Source organism: Palleronia pelagia (assembly GCF_900110115.1).
Taxonomy (GTDB): Bacteria; Pseudomonadota; Alphaproteobacteria; order Rhodobacterales; family Rhodobacteraceae; genus Palleronia; species Palleronia pelagia.
Genome location: NZ_FOCM01000005.1, coordinates 26828 through 46751 on the forward strand (window position 1 = coordinate 26828; position 19924 = coordinate 46751).

30 protein-coding genes and 1 tRNA gene are annotated in these 19924 nt (G+C 64.8%); 11 read left to right on the forward strand and 20 right to left on the reverse strand.

From position 1 onward, the window contains the following. Nucleotides 1-88 precede the first annotated feature (88 nt). From BMX96_RS19300 to BMX96_RS11630, 18 genes are all read right to left on the reverse strand, one after another. Nucleotides 89-520: a hypothetical protein gene (locus tag BMX96_RS19300; protein WP_139210066.1), complete on the reverse strand. Its 432-nt coding sequence runs from the start codon at nucleotides 518-520 to the stop codon at nucleotides 89-91. Then, a complete protein-coding gene (locus tag BMX96_RS19305) occupies nucleotides 507-875 on the reverse strand; it encodes a hypothetical protein (protein WP_139210068.1) in 369 nt (122 codons plus the stop codon). Before BMX96_RS19305 ends, BMX96_RS19300 begins: the two co-directional genes overlap by 14 nt. Nucleotides 876-946: 71 nt before the next feature. Then, entirely contained in the window at nucleotides 947-1972 is a 1026-nt protein-coding gene (locus BMX96_RS19635; protein WP_175481726.1) for a hypothetical protein, read from the reverse strand. After that, nucleotides 1962-2285 (reverse strand): hypothetical protein, encoded by a 324-nt coding sequence (locus BMX96_RS19315; protein ID WP_139210069.1) that lies wholly within the window; start codon nucleotides 2283-2285, stop codon nucleotides 1962-1964. The genes BMX96_RS19635 and BMX96_RS19315 overlap by 11 nt, the downstream gene beginning before the upstream one ends. Further along, nucleotides 2282-2539 carry a hypothetical protein gene (locus BMX96_RS19320; protein WP_139210071.1) on the reverse strand — a complete coding sequence of 86 codons (258 nt, stop codon included), beginning with the start codon at nucleotides 2537-2539 and terminating at the stop codon, nucleotides 2282-2284. The genes BMX96_RS19315 and BMX96_RS19320 overlap by 4 nt, the downstream gene beginning before the upstream one ends. Beyond that, complete coding sequence (locus tag BMX96_RS11555) at nucleotides 2526-4187, reverse strand: portal protein (RefSeq protein WP_091845649.1); 1662 nt, start codon at nucleotides 4185-4187, stop codon at nucleotides 2526-2528. Before BMX96_RS11555 ends, BMX96_RS19320 begins: the two co-directional genes overlap by 14 nt. Further along, nucleotides 4184-4381 carry a hypothetical protein gene (locus tag BMX96_RS11560; protein ID WP_091845650.1) on the reverse strand — a complete coding sequence of 66 codons (198 nt, stop codon included), beginning with the start codon at nucleotides 4379-4381 and terminating at the stop codon, nucleotides 4184-4186. Before BMX96_RS11560 ends, BMX96_RS11555 begins: the two co-directional genes overlap by 4 nt. 1 nt (nucleotide 4382) lies before the next feature. Then, nucleotides 4383-4889, reverse strand: a complete 507-nt coding sequence (locus BMX96_RS11565; protein WP_091845651.1) for a hypothetical protein — start codon at nucleotides 4887-4889, stop codon at nucleotides 4383-4385. 4 nt (nucleotides 4890-4893) lie between these two features. Further along, nucleotides 4894-5178, reverse strand: a complete 285-nt coding sequence (locus BMX96_RS11570) for a hypothetical protein (RefSeq protein ID WP_091845652.1) — start codon at nucleotides 5176-5178, stop codon at nucleotides 4894-4896. Between the two features lie 16 nt (nucleotides 5179-5194). After that, the gene (locus tag BMX96_RS11575) at nucleotides 5195-5500 is read right to left on the reverse strand and encodes a hypothetical protein (RefSeq protein ID WP_091845653.1); all 306 of its coding nucleotides are present in this window, start codon (nucleotides 5498-5500) and stop codon (nucleotides 5195-5197) included. Then, a complete protein-coding gene (locus tag BMX96_RS11580; protein ID WP_091845654.1) occupies nucleotides 5497-6063 on the reverse strand; it encodes a DUF2829 domain-containing protein in 567 nt (188 codons plus the stop codon). The genes BMX96_RS11575 and BMX96_RS11580 overlap by 4 nt, the downstream gene beginning before the upstream one ends. Continuing rightward, nucleotides 6060-7712 carry a hypothetical protein gene (locus BMX96_RS11585; RefSeq protein WP_091845655.1) on the reverse strand — a complete coding sequence of 551 codons (1653 nt, stop codon included), beginning with the start codon at nucleotides 7710-7712 and terminating at the stop codon, nucleotides 6060-6062. The genes BMX96_RS11580 and BMX96_RS11585 overlap by 4 nt, the downstream gene beginning before the upstream one ends. A gap of 367 nt (nucleotides 7713-8079) precedes the next feature. Next, the gene (locus BMX96_RS11595; RefSeq protein ID WP_091845657.1) at nucleotides 8080-8733 is read right to left on the reverse strand and encodes a hypothetical protein; all 654 of its coding nucleotides are present in this window, start codon (nucleotides 8731-8733) and stop codon (nucleotides 8080-8082) included. 424 nt (nucleotides 8734-9157) lie between these two features. Then, nucleotides 9158-11107, reverse strand: coding sequence for a hypothetical protein (locus BMX96_RS11600; RefSeq protein ID WP_139210073.1), 1950 nt, complete (start codon nucleotides 11105-11107; stop codon nucleotides 9158-9160). Beyond that, on the reverse strand, nucleotides 11104-12267 hold the full coding sequence (locus tag BMX96_RS11610) for a DUF7146 domain-containing protein (RefSeq protein WP_091845660.1): 1164 nt from the start codon (nucleotides 12265-12267) through the stop codon (nucleotides 11104-11106). The genes BMX96_RS11600 and BMX96_RS11610 overlap by 4 nt, the downstream gene beginning before the upstream one ends. Continuing rightward, nucleotides 12264-12575 (reverse strand): hypothetical protein, encoded by a 312-nt coding sequence (locus BMX96_RS11615; protein ID WP_091845661.1) that lies wholly within the window; start codon nucleotides 12573-12575, stop codon nucleotides 12264-12266. The genes BMX96_RS11610 and BMX96_RS11615 overlap by 4 nt, the downstream gene beginning before the upstream one ends. Further along, entirely contained in the window at nucleotides 12568-12861 is a 294-nt protein-coding gene (locus BMX96_RS11620; RefSeq protein ID WP_091845662.1) for a hypothetical protein, read from the reverse strand. Before BMX96_RS11620 ends, BMX96_RS11615 begins: the two co-directional genes overlap by 8 nt. Before the next feature lie 361 nt (nucleotides 12862-13222). Further along, a complete protein-coding gene (locus BMX96_RS11630; RefSeq protein WP_091845664.1) occupies nucleotides 13223-13504 on the reverse strand; it encodes a hypothetical protein in 282 nt (93 codons plus the stop codon). Between the two features lie 94 nt (nucleotides 13505-13598). Here BMX96_RS11630 and BMX96_RS11635 point away from each other — a divergent pair, with 94 nt between their 5' ends. From BMX96_RS11635 to BMX96_RS19325, 11 genes are all read left to right on the forward strand, one after another. Beyond that, nucleotides 13599-14219, forward strand: a complete 621-nt coding sequence (locus BMX96_RS11635; RefSeq protein WP_091845665.1) for a helix-turn-helix domain-containing protein — start codon at nucleotides 13599-13601, stop codon at nucleotides 14217-14219. Continuing rightward, complete coding sequence (locus tag BMX96_RS11640; RefSeq protein WP_091845666.1) at nucleotides 14216-14560, forward strand: hypothetical protein; 345 nt, start codon at nucleotides 14216-14218, stop codon at nucleotides 14558-14560. The genes BMX96_RS11635 and BMX96_RS11640 overlap by 4 nt, the downstream gene beginning before the upstream one ends. 85 nt (nucleotides 14561-14645) lie before the next feature. Then, nucleotides 14646-15014, forward strand: coding sequence for a hypothetical protein (locus tag BMX96_RS11645; protein ID WP_091845667.1), 369 nt, complete (start codon nucleotides 14646-14648; stop codon nucleotides 15012-15014). Beyond that, the gene (locus BMX96_RS11650) at nucleotides 15011-15280 is read left to right on the forward strand and encodes a hypothetical protein (RefSeq protein WP_091845668.1); all 270 of its coding nucleotides are present in this window, start codon (nucleotides 15011-15013) and stop codon (nucleotides 15278-15280) included. The genes BMX96_RS11645 and BMX96_RS11650 overlap by 4 nt, the downstream gene beginning before the upstream one ends. Further along, nucleotides 15277-15540 (forward strand): hypothetical protein, encoded by a 264-nt coding sequence (locus BMX96_RS11655; RefSeq protein ID WP_091845669.1) that lies wholly within the window; start codon nucleotides 15277-15279, stop codon nucleotides 15538-15540. The genes BMX96_RS11650 and BMX96_RS11655 overlap by 4 nt, the downstream gene beginning before the upstream one ends. Before the next feature lie 105 nt (nucleotides 15541-15645). Then, nucleotides 15646-15924 carry a hypothetical protein gene (locus BMX96_RS11660; protein ID WP_091845670.1) on the forward strand — a complete coding sequence of 93 codons (279 nt, stop codon included), beginning with the start codon at nucleotides 15646-15648 and terminating at the stop codon, nucleotides 15922-15924. Then, the gene (locus BMX96_RS11665; RefSeq protein WP_091845671.1) at nucleotides 15921-16205 is read left to right on the forward strand and encodes a hypothetical protein; all 285 of its coding nucleotides are present in this window, start codon (nucleotides 15921-15923) and stop codon (nucleotides 16203-16205) included. Before BMX96_RS11660 ends, BMX96_RS11665 begins: the two co-directional genes overlap by 4 nt. After that, nucleotides 16163-17371: a site-specific integrase gene (locus tag BMX96_RS11670; protein WP_139210075.1), complete on the forward strand. Its 1209-nt coding sequence runs from the start codon at nucleotides 16163-16165 to the stop codon at nucleotides 17369-17371. The genes BMX96_RS11665 and BMX96_RS11670 overlap by 43 nt, the downstream gene beginning before the upstream one ends. Before the next feature lie 4 nt (nucleotides 17372-17375). Then, nucleotides 17376-17615, forward strand: coding sequence for a hypothetical protein (locus BMX96_RS11675; RefSeq protein ID WP_091845673.1), 240 nt, complete (start codon nucleotides 17376-17378; stop codon nucleotides 17613-17615). Nucleotides 17616-17663: 48 nt separating this feature from the next. After that, a complete protein-coding gene (locus BMX96_RS11680) occupies nucleotides 17664-17879 on the forward strand; it encodes a hypothetical protein (RefSeq protein ID WP_091845674.1) in 216 nt (71 codons plus the stop codon). Between the two features lie 571 nt (nucleotides 17880-18450). Then, nucleotides 18451-18732: a hypothetical protein gene (locus BMX96_RS19325; protein WP_139210077.1), complete on the forward strand. Its 282-nt coding sequence runs from the start codon at nucleotides 18451-18453 to the stop codon at nucleotides 18730-18732. A gap of 164 nt (nucleotides 18733-18896) precedes the next feature. Here BMX96_RS19325 and BMX96_RS11685 read toward each other — a convergent pair. Together BMX96_RS11685 and BMX96_RS11690 are read right to left on the reverse strand one after the other, a co-directional pair. Then, nucleotides 18897-18971 (reverse strand) — tRNA-Asn (locus tag BMX96_RS11685). Nucleotides 18972-19029: 58 nt separating this feature from the next. Then, on the reverse strand, nucleotides 19030-19896 hold the full coding sequence (locus BMX96_RS11690) for an MBL fold metallo-hydrolase (protein WP_091845675.1): 867 nt from the start codon (nucleotides 19894-19896) through the stop codon (nucleotides 19030-19032). Nucleotides 19897-19924: the final 28 nt, after the last annotated feature.

Sequence of the window (19924 nt, forward strand, 5' to 3'; positions counted from 1 at the left end):
CCTTCAAACGGAACATGGCCGCAAATCTAGCGGCCATGTCAAGGGTTTTATTCAAATGCTAGACCGGATGAGTGATTGTGCTCGTTACCTAGCGCTCGATTTTATGGGCAATAACTGGCTCGGGTCCATCAGTGAAGACAGCAGCGATCTCATAAGTGCCGGAAGCGTTTTCGAACGATTCTTCAACGACACCCGCTTCCGGATTACTCCATTTCTTTAGACCGGGTTTAACAGTTGAACTTGCGCCATCCGTTACCGGTCGCCTTATTCCCAGACCAGTTACGTTCTGACCTTGCGCCTGAACGGACAGTCTTGAAACAGGTTTTGTCAATCGAGCAATGATGGTCACTTTTTTGTTGCCTTGCCACTCTTCAACCGTCGGACCCTCTACTATCTCTAGCTCCGGCTCGACCTCTTGGTTGATCGTGGTGTTATTGTAGGTGGGGGAAACGGTACCGCTGTTTTCTCCTACGTTAACGCTCTGATCGTAGATTTTTTTATACTCGTCATCTTCTGCCATTTCGCTGGTTTCCTCTTGAATTGTCGTATAATGGAGAGATCTTTCCAATATTTTTTTTCACCTTGATACTTTGATCAAAGTGAGAATACGAATCCGCGGCGTTAGGTTCTGGTGTCTCATCCGTCCGCTGATCAGCTGCGCGCTTTCCCGCGAATATGCGGTTCCAGAAAATCAGTACAAAAAGACCAATGGCAGAGAGACCCAAAGAGACGAAGGGCAACCACGGTACGCCACTCATGTGCTGCTCCCAGAACGCGCCCAGCCATCCCGGAAGCGTATAGTAAAATTCATATGCTCCGACGAGACCGGGAATACCGGTTCCGACAGTCCACACAAAGGTCCAGAATCGACGCATATGCAAAGCATGGCAGAACTCATATGTTGGAGTCGAGTTTCAAGTGGACAACCATCACGTTGGCAAGGCGACTACCCGGCCGCGAGCTTCGACAGCTCGGTATAGCGCTTGTGCAACCGGTCGAAATCGTGCCCGGGCTGGCCGATCCGTTTCGCCTTGATCGCCTTCTGGTAGTCGCTGTCGGGCTTCATCATCGCCTCGAGCTCCGACCTCGCATCCGCCGGCGTGACGCCCAGGGTGGATCCGCCAGTACGCATACCGGCCGCGCTGTCGTCGCCCATCATCTGACCAATAGCCGCAAACATCTTGATCGTGTTGGCGTCGCCAGTCTTCGCGGCCAGGACGCCCGACAGCGCAGAAATCGCGTCGCCGTCCAGCCCGGCCTCGGCCGCGATCGCGCTGGCGGCCTGCTGCGCCTGGGCGACCTTCGCGCTGTATTGGTCGCCCCAGTCGGATTGCAGCGCCTCCTGCAGCCTGGTGTTGGCAAGGCCTGCCTCGGTTTCGGCATCGCCCACCATCTTGGCCATATGCCCGGCGAAGAGCTCGGTCATCCCCGCCATCTGGGCTTGCGTCATTCCGAGCTCGTGCGCCTTCGTTCGCGCGACGCCCTCGAGCTGTTCGTCCCACGGCTGATCCTTCGGCCAGGCCTCGGGCTTGGCGATGTCGTATTTCTCGGCCGTCTCGGGGATCCCGAACACGTCGCCGTTGGCCTTCAGCCACTCGGCCACGTCCTGCCCTTCCTTGGGCCGGTCCATCAGCTGATCGGCGGGCTTGCCCAAGCGCTTTTCGGCATTGCTGTAGAAATCCGCCAGCTTCCCGATCGCCTCGACCGGATCGTCAACGGTCAGACCTTTTGCCTGCAGCATCTGTCGGGTCTGATCGTTGAACCGATCGCCCTTCCACCAGGGCGCCTCGCCACCGGTGCCGCCAGCTCCTTCGCCACCGGTCCCACCATCGCCGCCCGTCCCTTCGCCGCCGGCGCCACCGTCGCCGCCCGCCGCCTCGCCACCGGTACCGCCGCCGGCACCGCCCTCGCCTTCGCCCTGGCGCAGGATCTCGCGCCAACCGGGCCGCCCCCAAAAGCGATTAATCGTCATATCTCTGCTCCTTCAGCATGTTCTGGATGTCGGTGTGGGTGACGTTGCCGGCCGACAGCAGCTGCACGGCCAGGTCGCGCCGTCCGGCCTCGTAGGCCAGGCGATAGGGATCGATCGGCGCCGGCGACGGAAAGCCCTGATCCATCTGGACGGGCTGGGTCACCATCAGGCCTCCGTGGACGATCAAGTCTCCCATCAGCTCTTCGTCGCGGGCGAACGCCCGGCTCCATCGCGCGGCAAAGCCGGTCGCCGCTTCGGGCGCGTGCTGCGGAAAGATCGACCGCAGCACGGCAAGGGGGTTGGAGATTTTCACGGATGTCTCCCCGTTATGATCTGCCAACACGGCGCATCAAGTGCGCCAACGGGGACCCGCTCGATCGGCATCCCCATGAGCTTCGGCACGGGTTCTGGATTAGTGCAATCGCTTGAAGCCGTCACGGAACTCTCCAGCGACATTTGCCGCATCAGAGTGCAGTAAGCATCGTTCGTGATCTTTATTTTCTGAAACTCGTAGCCTTCATTGGCCAGCCGGAAATATTCGGCTTTGATCCGATCAATCATTGCCATCAGCTGCGCTCCCGCCCTGCATGGCCGCACCGGCCTGCGCCATGTCGCGCAGCGCCGCCCCGCCATCCTTGGCCATCTGCGTGGCCTGCATGGCCTGCATTTGCTGCTCACGGGCTTGCGCGCGCGCAGCCGCGACTTCCCGCGGTACCAGGAGCCGCTGCGGAAGCGACGGGCTGGCCTCGTGCAGGACCTCGGCGTAATCATCGGCGCTGATCCGGTCCAGGAGCTCGGGCTTCACCTGCGCCAACGGCAGAAGGTCGCCCAGGATATACCGCCGCACCGACGACGCCTCCGACGCCTTCAGCGCCAGGGCGGTCTGCGACGTGTAATGCACCTGCAGCGGCACGTCGCCGGGCGTCCCCTCGGGCGCCGGATCGATCTGGCCCGCGCGCATCAGCATTCGGAACCGCCGCTCGAATTTCGGTGCGGCGTATTCCTCCATGATCCGGTCGGCATGCGGCGCCCAGTTGCGCAGGCGTGCTTCCTCGATGACGCGGTTCTCGTCGTCCGAGATCCCGGTGCGGCCCGTGAGGCTCATGACCGTGTAGTAGAACGCGTCCTTGATCTCTTCCTGCTTGGCGCGCTTTTCCTCCATCGTCAGACCGATCGACCCCGTAGCGTCGTCCGACTGCACCAGGCGCTGTCCATTCGGCCCGATCGCGCCGTAGACGACTGCGCCCGGCCGGAACGTGCCATTCAGCGGGACCGCGTCGCGATCGGGCGCCAACCGGGTCGGATCGGCCGCGCGTTGCGCCGCCCGCAGCGTCGCGTCCTCCATGCGGTCGTTCACACGGGCCGATGCCAGGGCGATGAAGCCGGGCCCCGTGCCGTAGGTCATCCCGCTGTCCACGTCCCAGCGCGGGAAGTTGAACGGCATTTCGTCGTAGCCCGCGATGCGCACCAGGCTTTCCTCGACCTCGCAGGCATAGATCGACAGCCAGCGCTTGCCCCGCGGCCCCAGGGCGCGCGGCACGAACTGGTCATTGCGCACCACGTGCTGGTAGTACGTGTGCTTCTCGGTCGAGCCCTTCTCGGCCAGCTCCTGCACTTTCGGCGGCAGCGCCTTGAATTCCCGTGCGGCCTGGCGCGGCGTGAGCTTGAAGCGCCGCACCACCTCGTCCACACGGCCGTGAAAATCGACCGACACGACCAGCTCGGCCAGGGACAAGGTCACGTCCAGGAACCGCCGGTTTTCGCGGTCCATCTGGTCGTAGGTCCCGGCGTTGCCGAAGGCCGAAAGATCGGCATAGGCCTGGTAGCTCGATGGATAGAAGCTCGACATCGACGGGCTGAAGCTCGCCATCACCTTGGCCGTCTGCCGGTCCAGCCAGTCGGCGAAGGGTGGCCAACGGTTGAGATCGTCATCGGGGGTGCGCAGCCCGCCCCAGCGCGTGGCCGGGTTGGTGATGCCGGCATAGATACCCGCCGCGAAATTGCCGTGAGACGTCACGGGCACACTCGACAGGGGTTTCGACAGCTCGCGCATGGACGGGCTGTCCAGGCCGAAACCGCCCCGCTGCGGCCGGATCAGGCGGGCGATGTCTTCCCAGTCCTGCTCGTATCGGCGCCGCTCGACGATCAGCTCGCCCCAGCGGTCCATCGCGGCCCGGGCGCGCGGATCCTGCGCGATGACCTGGTCGGGCTTCATGCCGGCGCCCCCAGCTGGCGGGTGGTCTGCCCGGCCGGGATACCCACCGGGCTTGTGAGGATCGAGGACGCCCGGCTGGCACGCGCCCGGCGCAGGCGCGCTTCCATGTCACCGCCGCGGGTGGCTTCGCGGTTCGGGTTGGCCGCAATGATCTGCGGCGCGGCTTTGATGTCAGGCTTGGAAAACATGCACATTTCAGGGGTCCTTTCGATTGGTCCAGGCGAATTGAAGGAAGCGGTCGGCCCCGCCTGCCCCGAAACCGGGCAAACTGGCCTCGAATTCGAACCCGCAGTGAAGCAGGAAATCGGGCGCCGTCGGGTGACGATCCCAGCAACGCACCTCGACACGGTGGATCCCGGCCTCGACGCAGAAGACAGGCATGTCGCGGCGGATCTGCACCGCCGCCGCGGCGATCCCGCGGCGAAAGGTCTGGTGGCACCGGGCCAGCAGGGCCGCCTGGGCGACGCCCGCCTGGCCCGTGTTCCCCAGGATCAGCAGCGCGAAGGGCTCGCCGCCCCGCCGCCTATCGCGCAGGACCAGAGACAGGATCGCACCGGCCTGCGCCCCGCGCCAGTCCCCGAAAAGATCAAGATGATCGGCGCCGCCCCCGCGCACCGCCTGGGCTTCCAGCCAATCGCTGTGGTCCAGCCTGGCGAAGATCGCCAGCGCGGCGTGGTTGTCGAAGGGGGCGGCCTCGATCATGGCGTCAGTCCAGGCCCTGGGCAATGCGCCGCGCGCGGTTTCCCCAATTCTGGATCGCCTGCCCCATGGGCCCGCGCGTGCCGACCTCGAGCTTTGCGATCTTCACGTAGATCCGGCCCTCGGACGTCTCGCGGGATTTCATGCCCTCTTCGGTTTCCAGCCGGTGGATCAGGTCGGTGCGGCCCGGATCCGGGAACCCGGAAATCACGTCGGCGATGCGACGCAACTCGTCGGTGTCGTATTTCGGTTTCCGCTTCGCTGCGGGCTTCTTCTTGGTCGTCTCGGCCATGGGTGGCTCCTTTCGGTCAGAGGAAAAGACAGCCGGCGCAGAACAGCACCAGCGATACGATGGGCATGACGCCCTGAAGCGTTATCACGGCCCGCGTCTCCGCGATCGCAGCGTCGGGGTCGGCGATCAGGAACATGCCGATGGCCCAGCTGATCGCCAGCGCCACCGCGGCCGCGATCAGTCCGCAGATGAACCAAAGGTTCACGCCATCGCCGAGGTTGCCCACGATCGCCATCAAGGCGTTCAGCAGGATCAGCCCTTCGATCGCAAAGCATCCCAAGCGCTGCACCGCGCGCGCCTGGATCTTCTGAATTTCGGTCATTGCCCTTCTCCGACCGCCACGATCATCCAGTCTTCGGCCAGCATGTCGGTCTGCGAGGCCAGCCAGCCGATCACCATCGAGCCATCGGCGGCCCGCATGTCGATGTGCGGCAGGAGCTCGATTTCCTCGTCGGGAAGGATCTCGGAAGCACGCTTTGCAGCTGCATGGCCGCATTTCGCGTATTTCGCTTCGAAAGCGGATCCAGGCGTCAGCGCAATCCACATGCCCTTGCCGTTCCATCCCTCACGGGCGACAGCTGCTCCGGCTTTCAGAGCAGATAGCGCTTCGCTGAAGCTCAAGGCGAACTTGCGATTGGCGGGCTCATAGGTAGCCGCGAAGATCTCAGGCTTGCAGGGGTAATGCTCGCCCGCAACGCCAGTGATGACCCAATCGCCAGGGCTGACCATGTGATCGCCTTCCAGCGTCTCGATCAGACCGTGCGTCTCGGGTCCGACCTTTTCGGTCGCCCACTGGCTCAGGATCTCACGTTTCACCGCGGGGTGGTCACCGTGTTGAAACCATTGCGTGGCTTCGATCACGACAGGCTTTTTCCGAAACTTCATTGCATCCCTCCGTAGGGGCTCAGGACGTCCCAGCTGGTGGTCAGGCCGCCCTGGGACTTCGGCGGTCGGCGGCTACCGGGCATTTGCCCGGCCTCGCCCTCGCGGCGGCGCTTGTCGTCCAGCCGCGACATGTAGGGGCTGATCCCGTCGGCCCGGTGCGCCGACAGCAGCAGGTACTGCCCCGCATCCATGACGTTTGCCTCGGTCAGCTGCTTGTTGGGCACCTTGCGCTTGTCGCCGTTGCGGTCGATTTCGTCCGTCCAGACGTATCGGGCTTCAAAACCCCGGATCAGGTATTTGCAGCTTGAGTCGACCAGAAGGCCGGGCTCGCCAGCTTCCAGCGGGGCCTCCAGAGCCGCACGCACGGCCTCAAGCCGTGGATGAATGCGATTGGTGCCGATCCGCTGCGGCCGAATGTGAAAACCGGCCGCGCGGGACACCATCAGGTTCCAGGTCGCATTTTCATCTGCCGCGTGGCTCGCGCCATGCTCGCCCGCCATGTCGCCCCAGGCGCCCTCAATCCGAGCGTTTGGGCAGCGTTCGTCCAGCAACTCGCGCAGCCGCGTGCCGAAAACATGGGCCATTAAGCGTTCGTTCGGGAAATGCAGCTCGGCTAGGATGCGCCACCGCCAGAACCCCGCGGGCTGCGCGATGACGGCCGCACCCTTGAAGCCCTGGTCGAGCCCGATCCTGACCGGCAATTCCTGGTTGAAGGGGATCGTCCCCTGCGCCACATGGATATGCCGCTTGAATTCTCGCAGGAACACCGGCTCGCCCGCGCGCAGATAGGTGATCTTGTTGTAGACCAGCCGGTCGGTGAAATCGCTTCGTCCCGCCGCCTTGTTCAGGGCGATCTGAAGCTCGTAATACCCGGCCTTCAGGTTCTGCAGGTTCTCCGTGCCCGGCTCACCGAAACCCGGCTGGCGGAAGAATTCCATACGGATCGGCTTGGCGCCCTCTTCCAGCGCCATGGTCAGCTCGGCCTCCATTTTCCGGCGCTCCCCTTCGTTGTGGAACACGCGGAAGGTCCAGTTTTCCTCGTCGGGCGCGTTGAAGTCGCAGCAGATCTGACCATATCGCTGCAGCTCGATCGGCAGGCCCTTGAAATGCTGACCGGCGGGGTAGCGGTTGATCCGGCCGATGCCGACAGTAATCACATCCACCGGCACCGTGTCGGCCTCGTTGATGACGATATCGGTGGTCTGGATGCCGCGCATGGACGCGGCGATGTCGTCGCCGAACGCCATGAACTCGGCGGTGAACTCGATGGGCCCGTGCTCGTCCTGAAACTGGATCACGTGGGTCACCGGATCGCCGCGGCCGCCGGACCAGGTCCCGAGGCTTTTCGGAAAGGTCTCAAGGTATGACGGGATCGTCGTCGACCACAGCTGCCGGTAAGTCTCGCGGATGAAGAGGACCTTGTAGCGCCGCACGCCGTCGACCGTGGACCGGGGCATCATGATCGCCCGGCGCCGGCGGGACTTCATCAGCGTCGTGGTCTTGCCGGATCCGACCGGGCCCTGGATCCCGATCACGTCGTCGTCGGACCAGTAGAAGTTTTCCGCGATCGGACCCGGGAAGGTGCTGTCGTCGATCCGGTCGAACTCGGCCTCATCTGCGAACTTGCGCCCCAGGGCGGTTTCGTCCAAGCTCGCGATTGCCTCTTTCGCCAACAGCCCTTCCAGCTGCGCGCCCGTACTCCCATTGTCCGCACCCATGCGGCCAGCGGGCGCTGATCCCCCACACCCCTCGTTCGGGGCGGTCCAGAGGCCCCCCTGCCCCCCGACCCGTCGTCCCAAGGTTACGCTCATGGCCCCACCTGCGGATCGGCCAAAACGCTGTATGGGGTCACACAGGGGGGCATAGGGACAGGGGCGGCGAGGCCCCCCCGGGGGGTCGCGCGCGCGTGCGCCTGGCGCGCCTGGTGCGCGCGATCGAGGCCGCGCGCGTCCGTCACCGGTTGATTTTCGATCAACTGGGCTGTGGCCATTTGGCCCTTATTTTGCTGGTCTTTTGTCACTCCGTCCGACCCTCGCCGTCCGTCACTTCGACGTCGCTTTCGCTAACTTGCTGATTTCGCTGCATTTCGTGCGCCACGTCCGCAGGCATCATCCGACGGCTCGCGGGCGTCACGTCGCGGGCCCGATCGGCGCGATCGCCGGTCGGCTGCGGGGCCGTGAAGATCGCAACGGGCTGGGTCACGTGGACGTCGGGCGTCACCTTGGGCGCACCGTAGGGCATCAGCGCGTCGGCCGCGCGCAGCTGGGCCGTGTAGCACTGCTGGAAGACCTCGAGCCGCTTCGCCAGGCTCACGCGGTCGCGCTTGATCGTCCCGTCCTTCAGCTCGTCGGGCTCGGCACCGTGCCGCGCCCAGGACAGGATCCGCTCGGCCTGCTCCATGGCGGTGGCGATGGCGTCCTTGCCCGTCGTCAGGCCGGCGATCTCGGCCAGCTGCTGCTCGGGCAGGCGATAGCCCTTTGCCGCCAGGAACTCGCGCAGCTGGCTCAGCTGCTTGCCCTTGCCGCGCGTCGGCCGGTCGCCCTGGTCCGCCGCGCCGCTGTCCTGCTCGTCGGGCAGCAGCGACAGCTGCTTGACCAGGTCCTGATCGTGATCGAGCCGTTCGGCCGCCTCCCGCGCCAGCGCCTGGTATTGCGTGTCACGACCGGGCATCAAAATGCACCCTTTTCAACGATTACAAAGGGATAGCCAGCCGCCACGACAGTTTCGGCCACGTGTCGTGGGCGTGTCGTGGGACTTGTCGTGACCTTTCTTTCCATCTTTTCAAAGAGATAAGAGAGAGCCACGACGCCACGACGCAGAAGACACGTTACCGCCATCGCGCGGGCGCGCGCATGCACACACATGTGAGAGAAGCTGAAAACCTGTCGTGGTGTCGTGGATTCGATGTAAAGCATTGATCCCAAACGATATTCGCCCACGACACGCCCACGACAACGGCGATAATGGCTGTCGTGGCGTCGTGGCCCCGAACCCACCGGCCAAAGGCCCAGATCCGCGAAAATATAGGCCCGCCTACGGGTGCGGGTGCGGGCAAGACGGCGCGATATCAGGGGTTTGCGGGCCATGGTGATGGTCAGCCTAAATCGTCGATGTCGTGGGGAAGGTTGTCGCGCGCGGGCGTCGTGGCGTCTCGGCCGTCGCGGTCCATGGGGAAGGACAGAAGACCGGGGATCGATGTGAAGGGCACGTAGTGGCCACGCGACGCGACGCCGGCGAGGGTCAGGGCCTTGGTGCGCTCGGCGCCGGTCAGGCGCCGAGCGGCCTGTGCCCAGACACCGTTTTCCCAGGCGCTGCCCTCGAAGAGCCGGCAAAGCCCGCTGAAAGGCTTGTTGGGCAAGAACAACTGCGCGTTCTCCTTCTCGCCCTGCACACGGAGACCGATCTTGGCCAGATGCTGATTAGCGTTCCTTGCCCTGTCGCGCGCATCGATGTCGTCGGAGGAAAGCTGGGGGGGTGCGCCCGGCAGCATGGCGGCCGCCATGATCCATTGCGCAATGGTGAACTGCTCGCCGCGTCGGTAGGGGTCGAAATACTGCGACAGCAGCCAGGTCAGCATGTCCTCGGCGTTGCTGCCGACTTCGGTACTGTCCTCGACGATCACGCGCGCCATCTTGGCCGCCCAGTTGTCCAGGACATCCTGCTGGGGCAGCTCGGCACTATGGGCCATGTCGGCCATGGCCAGGACGGTGGCGTAGTTGTCGGCCGCGCGGCCGGTCTGCTCGTGACGGGCGAGGGCCGCGCGCCACAGGTCCAGCCGGGCGTCCCAGGTGGGCCAACCATCGATCAGGCGCTGTCGCAGCCTGGCGCCCAGCGTGCGCAGCCGGCGCGGGTTCAGGTCGGGTTTCGGCGCGCCCTGGGGCAGTCGGTCCAGGTCCAGGAGGATCAGGCGGGACCGGTCCTGCGACGGCATGTCGGGCACCAGGATCGAGCTGAACAGGAAACAGCTGTAGGCGTTCGACTGGTAGCCCTTCTGGTCCGAGGATCCGCGGAAGATTTGGCCGCCCGACGCGGCGCGGCGAGCGAGCTCGATGACGGCTCGCGTCTTGCGCGGGTTCTCGGGATCCGGCTCGAACTCGTCGATCGCCACGGGCAGGCTCGAGAAGCCCACGACCGAGCGGATCCCGGCCTCCGTGGCGTCGCTGGCCTGTTTCAGGCCCGTCTCGCCACCGTGCAGGTAGGACAGCAGTTGTTGGAAGGACGATTTGCCGGTGGCCTGGTCGCCGGTCAGCCATCCGACGGGCCGCCAGCTGAGCGCGCCACCCAGCATCTGCGCACAGATCAGCCCAAGCGCCAGCTGTCCATCGACATCGGGGCGCCGCCAGTTCCAGGTCGATATCAGATTGGCGATCCTGTCGGCCGTATCGACTGAGCCGTCCTTGTCGTCTTCATCGATGGGCCCGGTGGATGCATCGGCGCGAGGGGTGCGGGGCGCAGCTGAATAGACTTTGCCCTCGTGAACTCCTGGCGATAGCCACTTGCCCTTGACCTTGACCTCGTCGCCGGCATGCAGAACCAGGTTACCGTCGTCGTCGGTCCAGGCACCTGTTCCGCGCACGGCACCCGTTGGTTCCCAAACGCCACATTCGTCGCAGGCAGCCATCATGACAGAGCTGCACATCTGCGCGTCGAAAGCGTTGCGGCGTGGCTCGCCGTCCTGCTTGTAGCTCGGGAAGTGATGGGCCAGCAGCGCCAGGCGTCCGCCGAACAGCGACAGGATCTTCTGGTTGTCGTGCTTTGTGACGGCTCTCAGTTGTCCCCGGACGTCCAGGTACCAGCAGGCATCGCCGTTGACCCCAAGAGGTATGACCGGGCACCCGTCGAAAATCGTGCCATGCGCTCGTCCACGACCGCGCGCACCGCTGCCGCCACTGCGGGATGAGTTGGCCTCGCCATCTTTCGGTCGAGCTTCATCGCTTCCAGCGTGTCGATCCTGGCGTCCGTCATCATTCCGACCATCGGGTTTCTCCTCGAGTGCATTGCGCAGCTCTTCGCCGAGCTGGTGAAGGGGGGTGGCGTCGGTCATGCTGCGCCCTCGCCCATTGCGACAACGCCGCCGGCACCGGCCGCGCGCAGCGCGTCGTTCAGGTCCTTGCCGCCCTGCCCGTTCTGCCAGACAGCTACGGCGCGGCCCTGGTCCAGGAAGGCGCGGCGCGCGCGCTCGAGCTGCTTCTGCGCCTGCTCACCCTCGTCGCGATCGGCGATCAGCGTCACGCGGGTCACGGCCGGCGGCAACACCACGTTGGCCAGGTTGCCCAGGCTGATCGCGGCCAGGACCCGGTGCTCCGGCACTACCAGGGCGCAGCTCAGCGCGTCCTCGATGCCCTCGGCGATGAAGACGCGGGTGCCGTGCGGCGCGTCCTTCAGGCTCGGCGGCTGCCCGCCACGCGGGCCGGGGTGGTTTCCGCGCCAGACATGGATCGCGCCGGCGCCGTACATCCCCAGGACCTTCTTGGCCTTCGGAACCGGCGCCTTGTCCCAGCGACCGTCATGCCCCAGCGCCAGGTAAGTCCGGTGGCAGGCGACGACCCGGCCCCTCGCATCCACGACGGGCGCCACCATCGCGGGATAGCTGCCCTCGATGACCTCGCCGGTTTCCGGATCGGTGTGGCTGTAGAAGCAATCGCGCAAGTAGCGCAGCACGCGGATCCGGCGCGGAAGGCGCGCAAGGTCGATGCCCCGCCGCTCGCGCAGATACTGGCCGACGGGCGTGCCCTCGATGCCGTCGACGCCCGAGAGCCATAGGGCCTTTGCCTGTCGCGCGCGGCGATCGGCGCGCTCACGCTCGTCGCGCTCGGCCTGCGCACGGTGCGCCTTGGCCTCGGCCGCGGCGCGTTCACGCTGCGCGCGTGTGGCGGGATCCACGGTCTCCAGGCCCAGAAAGGCGCGCGCCTCGCGCAGCGCGCCGGCCAGGTCGCAGTTCAGGTGCAGCTGGATCAGGTCCAGAAGATCACCGCCCTGCCCCGTGGCGTGGTCTTGGAAGCGTCCGGCGTATGGTCCGGACAGGTTCACGTAGAAGCTGCCGACATTGCGATCGACGCGCCCCGGGTTCAGCGTGAAATACTTGCCCTTGTCGGTGTAGCTGCCGGGCGCGGCCGGCGCGTAGGTCTGAGCGACCCGGTCCACCTGTGCAAGGAGCATGTGCTTGATGTCGTCGATGCTGTGGGCATAGCGGCGTTCGTTCATGCCGCCGCCCCGCGGAGCGCGTCCAGGGCGTGGCCCGCTCGCCAGGACAGAACGGCCACTAGGCGGACACGAACGGCGTATTCCGCGTGATTGGCACCCAGCCCAGCCTGGGAGGAGTTCAGGAAATCTTCGACCGCGGCAACCAGCGGACCGACATAGAGGTGCTGGCGGTTGGCCTTCTTCACCGCGTCGCGGACGATTTCGATCATCATGTCCTCGTGCGGACCCGGCCGCACGTGGCTCACGAAAATCGCGGCCAGCGCGTTGATCAGCACGTGATCGTTTGGGGCCAGGCGCAGCTCATCCATGGATATCGCACCGCGTGTAATCGACCGGATCCGGCCGGGTCGCCCGCTCGATCGCATCCAGCAGCCAGGCGCCCCGCTCCGCGATCGCGGGCTGGTCGTGGCTGATCAGAAGGTACTGCGTCGCGAAGTCACTGACGGCCAGGAACAGCGCGTCGTCCTTCGCCAGCAGCTGCTCGGCCACGGCCTGCAGCTCTTCCACGTCCGCGCCGGTCATCTGGCCGGACTTGGCGCGCAGGGCGACGGTCGAGGCCTGCAGGCCGACCTGGACACGCGGTGAATAGGTCATGCGCCCGCCCCGTGCGAGGGACGCGTGGGGATGGGGCGGGCGCTCCCGGTGGGGGCCGGGATTTCAGCGAACGCGGCGGGCGATCCCCAAGGCGCCGCGTCCGCCCGGCCCGCGGAAATGCTCGAAACGCGGGCCGAAAGGAAGGGAAAATCCCCGCGCGAGCTGCCTTCGCGCGGGGAGGTAGCGGCCCGGGAGGATTGGGCCGCGAGGCTCAGATCGGCAGGCACCGACTGAGACGTCTCGAATTCAGGGGCGCGCCGCTCGTGGCGCTTGACCGCATCGATCACCAGCCACGTCCAGGACGCAACCCCGGTCAGGATCACCCAGGCAAGGACTCGTTGTGAAGGGGGCATTGCCGGCTTCATGCCGCGTCGTCCTGGCGTGCGGCCAGAATCGCATCGACCTCGGCCCGCGTCGCACCGCGGATAAGGTGCTCAGCTGTCAGGCCCAGCCCGCGCGCGTCGGAGTAGTCGAGAAGGCGGCGCATGGATCGAGCGGACGGAATGTCGCCAGCATCACGCCACGCAGAAGGGTTGACCCACTTGAACGCTGTTTTGCGGTCGAAGCCCGCTGCGATAGCGACGTCCTCTATGGTGCCAAGTAGGCACTTTGCTACTTCAACTGGTGTAAGGTTCGCACTCATACGCAAGATGTAGGCGAAGTCGATTTCCGCTGTCCAGCATATTTTTCCGTTTTTCGAACATCAGTTTTCGGTGAAGAGTGCCTACTTAGCGGAAATGGATGTCGACTGGTTCAAGAAACAACAGAAGATCAAGGACGTAACAGCCGACAAGATCGCGGCCGAAATGGGCCGCGCGCGCTCGGCCGTCTCGCGCATCTACTCGGGTGAACAGAAGATGAGCCTGGATTGGGCTCGAGCATTCGCCCGCGCGCTTGATCTTTCGCTCGATGAGGTGCTGTCGCACGCCGGAGTACTTGGCGAACAAGATGCCAAGACTGTCACGCCAAGCCTTAGCGACGGTGACGCATCGCCATACAAGGTGCACGGGGACGCATCCAACCACCGACAATTGCAGATCATCGAAGCCATGGGCGGAGGCCGTTCCGGCGTCGAAATCTGGCAGGTTCGCGAACCCTCTCTCGCCTTCATGGGATACATGCCCGGCGATGCCATCGCGGTGGATGCGCATCAATCGGAGCTGACCAAGGCGGGCGATGTTGTGCTCGCACAGATCTACGAGCACAGCGGTGGCCGCGCTCGAACCATTCTACGGCGACATGAGCCCCCTGTACTTGTAGCAGCGTCACCAAATCCGGACGACGCTCGCACCTACGTCGTAGATCACAACAATGTCGTCATAAGAGGCAAGGTCATCGCGAGCTGGAGGCTTCAATGATCCTCTTCGAAGACGCGATCTGGCAGGTGAAGACTGGCTGGCTGACCGGCTTCAAGGTCTTAGACAAGGTCGAGCGTACGTGGCACCGACCCAAAAGAGAGCAATCAATCCGCATGGGCTTCACGCTCCAGAAGATCCGGCAGGGCCGTCTGCAGACCTCACCCGCCACCAGGAAGCGGGCCGAAGACGAACTCTGCAAGATGTTTGCCCGCGCCGTGACCGATCCCGATACAGAGGAAGCGGTCGGATTTCTTGGGCGCCCAGAACATGAGCTTATCACATTCATTGAAGATTTCAGCATCGACTACGAAGCCAGAGTGCGGCAAGCCTCCGCAAACTGATTTCCGTTTTTCGGAAATTTTCCGTTGACGGTGCAAAGTGGGCACCTTACCTCTGAGTGCGTACCGCACACAGGAGGGACTGCTCGTGCCAAGTCTGGAAACCAAGAACCCGTTGGGGGGCTTCGCGGCCGCCGTGCGGTGGAAGATCCTCGACGGCGATAGCCTGAACTGCGCCAGTGATGCCGAGGCCGAGGTCAACCCGGCCGAGCGCGAGCGTCGCTTCGACCTGGCCGCGCGCCTGGTCTGCCGAAATTACCAGGTCAGCCTGCTGGAAGCCCGGGTTTACCTGGACGGTCACTGCGGATCGATCTTCGGCCACCAGGTCGGCAATCTCATGCTTCAGGGTGAGGACTTCGACACGGCCCTGACCGTGGCATTGGCCACCGGCTTGCCGCTGCTGCGCCTGCGCACCGGCCGCGACGGTCTGCCCCTTGATACGCGGGTGGCGGCATGAGCGCGGCCCGCGAAATCCCCAGCTTGCCCGCGGCCGACCCGGCCACGATCAGCGACCAGCTGCTCGAGACGCTGATCGGCATAGCCGAAGACGCGCGGACTGGCTCCACGACCGAGGACAAGGCCGCGCTGCTGCTCATCTGCGCCCAGCCCTGCCTCGAAGAGCTGCTGGACAGCCGCCGCCGCGCCGCCGCGGGGCTCGAGCTCGTACCCGATATCACCCCGTCCAACGTGGTCCCGCTGCTGGGCCCGGGGGACCGGCCGTGACCCGCCGCCTGGACGAACGCGACGTGGCCGCGGCCATGCTCGACGGCGAACTGGATCCGTATCGCGTGCTGCAGCTCTTCGCTGGCAGCGCGCCCGATGCCACGCTGAACGACCTGACCCGCCGGGCCAGCCGCGACTGCCAGCTGTCGCTGGTGCCTGACAACCAATTTCTGCGCCTCTGCCGCGCCCTTCAGAATGGCGTGACCAGCGGCCAGGCCGCCCGTCACTGGGACAACAACCCCGCGTTTCGCGCATCGTAAGCCTCTGCCAGGGCCGCGACGGGGTCTGTCGGCCGATCCTTCTCATCGGACGCCCCGCCATCGCCCGCCGCACCGACAGCGCGGCGGGCCGGACAAGGAAAGACCATGCCAGATCCCACTTTCATCGACGCCACCGGTTTTGCCCGGATGCTGGATTGCAGCCGCGCCACCTTCCTGCGCCGGCGCGACCAGCTCGAGGCCGACCATCGCTTCCCTTTGCCCATGCCGCACATGCAGTCGCCCCTGAAATGGCGCCGCAGCCAGGTCGCTGCCTGGATCGCCCAGAACGGTCTGCCCCGCGACGTGACGCCCGAGCTGCCGCCCGAGCTGACGCCGACCGGCGGGAACGTTGTGCGTCTCATGCAGAAGGCGGCAACGGCATGAGCCAGAAGGTCATGACAGAAGTGGTTTTTCAGCAGTCGCGCGCCGAAGTCCAAACCATCCTGCGAGACGCCGACGGCCTGGACAATTCACAGGTCAGTCAGGTCGCAGCGGATTATTTGCTGGCGGCCGTTACGTTGTTTCTCGGCATCGGGACGGATCGCGACCAGGTGACGCTGATGTTCTGCCACGTATTGGCCGCGCTTCTGTCCGGCCAGCTCGGGACGTGCGACTGCCCGAAATGCACGGCAGCCCGAAAGCGCGGCGCGAAGGCCCTACATTGAGCAAGCCGCCGATCCCCAAGGCCAAGATGCCCCAGCGACTGCGCCAGCGGCGCCGAGCCGACGGCAGTTGGCGGGTGTGGTGGGAACCGGGCAAGGCGCTGGCCGCCGCAGGCTGGAAATCAGTCGAGCTCTCAGCCGACAAGCCGACCTGGTCAATCCGCGAAGCAGAAAAGCTGAACCGCGACGTCGACCTGGCCCGCGCTGGCAAGACGCCGGCGCGCACCGGAGGCCGCTCGATCGACGCGGTGATCCAGCGTTACCGAGCCGAAGCCTTCCCGGACTTGGCGCCGAAGACGCAGAAGAGCTACGACGCCCTGCTGCGACTGATATCGGCAAAGTGGGGCGAGGATCACGTCTCGGATTTCACGAAACCGGTGATCTACAACTGGTACCAGGCGCTACTGCGGACCGGCAGCCCGCGCCGCGCCCAGGCGCTTGTGCGCATGATGTCGAGCCTCATGGGCCATGCCGAGCTGCTGGGTTGGCGCTCCGAGGACAGCAACCCCTGCCTGCGGCTCAAGATGCGCACGCCGAAGCCGCGCAAGCGTACCGCCAGCTGGGACGAGATTGACTCCCTGGTGCAGGCGGCAGACGCGCTTGGCTGGCCGGTCATGGGCCAGATGGTGCTGTTCGCCACCTATCACGGCCAGCGCGAGACGGATCTGATCCTGGCCCGCCGCGCCGACTTCCGCCGACAGGACGTGCAGCTTCCCGGCGATGCTTCCCCGCGCCGCCTGTGGCTGTGGCAGCTGACCCGCTCGAAACGCGGGACCGAGGGCGTCCTGCCCGTGCACGACGCCTGCGCCCCCATGCTCGATGCTCGCGAGGACCTGGCGCCTGAAGCGCCGATCTTCGCGGATCCGGTGAATGACGCGCCGTTCAACGAAGAGACGTTCCAGACGCGCTGGCAACGCCTACGCACAACCGCGGCCGAGGCGCTGCCCAGCGTCGCCACCCTGCAATTTCGCGACCTGCGCCGGACCTTCGGTGTCATGGCCCGTTCGGCCGCAGTCGGCCGCGACGATATCGGCGACGTCCTGGGCAACTCGGCCGCGCGGGATCCGCTCCTGGGCGAAACCTACATGCCCGCTGATTTCCCGGCCGCCATGCGCGCGATCGGCGCGATCACCCGACCCGCCAAGGGGCCCGAAAAGAGGAAGGCGTGAAACGATGAGCGAGCAGACCGGCGCCGCAGAACTCACCCGTCGCGGAATCTTCGATTTACAGGTATGCGTCCCCTCCGACTGGAAGGACGACCAGGTCGTAGACTTCGCCGAGACGCAGTTTCCGAGCGGGACGGAAGATGGCTGGCAGATCCGCCGAGAAGGCAATCACGATCTTCGCGGCGACCCGGAACGAGTTCAGTGCTCGAAGCATTCCACCCGTGTCCATATCATGCTGGACGCCTGATCCAGCTCAGCGATGTCCATCGGAATCGAGCGAGGAAGGACCGAGCGCATGAACGCGGAAAGCACACGCGGAAACACCTTCGCCGACATTGCCGCGCGCCATGCGGTCGACGTGACCAAGACATTCGAGAAGAACGGCGTGATCTACAATCGCCGCCGCTTCCTGAGCTTCGAGCAGCTCGAGGACTTCTTCATCGAGAACCTGCTGGGCGAGGCGGTCAAGTCCAAGGTGATCGGACGGACGTTGATCTGGTGGACGCACTAACGCTAGCCTAAGATTCCACATTTGGTGTGGATAGCGCCGTGTCTTCCTAGACTCGGTAGAGATGCCTGTGATATCAGCAAAAATTGAGGCGGTCAGGTCTTCCCACCTGCCGCCTCTATTTGTAACCAGCCGGGTCAGGCCGATGTATGTGAGCTCACGAGTACTTTCTACAGGTGTTAATCGCAGCGTCAAGCCTGATCCGGCCAATCTGAAAGGCCAGATCCATGGCACAAAACGTAATATGGCACGGAGCGAGCGGTCGTCCGTACACGTTCGAAATGCACCCCGTCGGGACGGAGTTCAATCCGATTCCGGGGGTCTACGTCTTAGGTAGACCTGTGATTTCCGATACGTGGGAAGCGCTTTACATCGGTGAAACCCAATCTCTCAAACAGAGACTCAATTTGGGTGTCACCTCCCACGACGGCTACCGACGGGCCAGATCGCTCGGTATGACCCATATCGGTGCGATGTGGGTTCCTGGACACGCCGAGCGCCTTAGCATTGAACGTGACCTTCTTCATGGTTTGTCTCCTTCCGCCAATGCTCAGACAGCTCGGGGGGCCACCTGATGGACGGTGAAAGTAAAACCATTCTTTGCGGTTCCTGCAAAGTGCCCCTGCAGGGGCCGGAAGATCCAGGACCCAAAGACACTGTCGCGTGCCCCAACTGCGATCGGGGCGATACGGTGGAAAACGTGGTGAAAGAAGTTGAGGCTTACGCCGAGCATGAAGCCAGCCGATATCTGCAAGATGCCGCGAGAGACGCTGCACAGCGCAGTCAGTTCATGACTTTCGATGGTCCAAGGATCACGCCTCGAACCTTCCGGTTTATCGTCGATCTCGATCTGTGACAAGAGGCGGCCGGCTGACAATTCGGTCGGCCGCCGGCGCTGATCGTACCCGAAATCTTAACTCGCATTATCCATCAGACGGAGCGTCCGTCACGGACGGCGACGGACGGACGGACGCTGCTGCAGCGCAGCAATACCCAAGTATCTGATTTAGTTGGAAAATTTGGCTCCGGCGGTAGGGATCGAACCTACGACCAATTGATTAACAGTCAACTGCTCTACCGCTGAGCTACGCCGGAACACGAGGGGCGTATAGCAAGGGTGTTCGGGGGCGACAAGAGGGCCGGGAGGAAAAAGTCACGAGCGGTGAAACATCGTCTCGGCATGGATCGGCCCCGTGGCGGACACCTCGTTTTTACCATGCAGATCAATCAGATGCGCGAGGACGTTGCGCGCGGCGGCCGGCAGAAGACGGGCGGGCGTGTCGGTATAGATGCGCGCGGCCAGCGTGGCGGCGGTCAGCGGCGCGGGTCCCAGGGCGTCGAGGATCTGCGTCTCGCGGCCCTTGCGGTGGGCAATGAGCCAGTCCAGCCGTTTGGCCGGCGCGTCGACCGGGTCGCCGTGGCCCGGGTGAAACCGGGCCCAGTGGGTTTCGGCCAGCCGCGCGACGGACGCCATGAACTGGGTCATGTCGCCGTCGGGCGGCGACACCAGCGACGACGCCCACCCCATCACCAGGTCGCCGGTGAACAGCGTGTCGTCCCAGGCGAAGCTCAGGTGGTTCGACAGGTGCCCCGGCGTCCAGAGCGCGCGGATCGTCCAGCCCTCGCCGCGAACGGTATCGCCATCCGCCAGCGTTTCGTCGGGCCGGAAGGCATGGTCAACGCCCTCGCCCCCGCCCAGCTCGCCCAGCCGCTCCATCACCGGCGCGCGGCCGGCATGGGCGGGACCGAAGCCCAGGATCGGCGCGCCGGTGGCCTTCGCCAGCGCGCGGGACAGGGGCGAGTGATCCAGGTGGGCGTGGGTCACGAGGATGTGGCTCACCCCCTCGGGACAGGCCGCGAGGATCGCGTCCAGATGCGCGGGATCGTCCGGCCCCGGATCGATGACAGCACAGGGGCCCTCGCCCACAAGGTAGGTGTTGGTGCCCGTATGGGTCATGGGCGACGGGTTCGGCGCGCGCAGCCGGCGCAGCCCGGGCCCGAGCGTGAACGGCGCGGCCATGGCCTTCCTCCTGTCCGACGGACGCAGT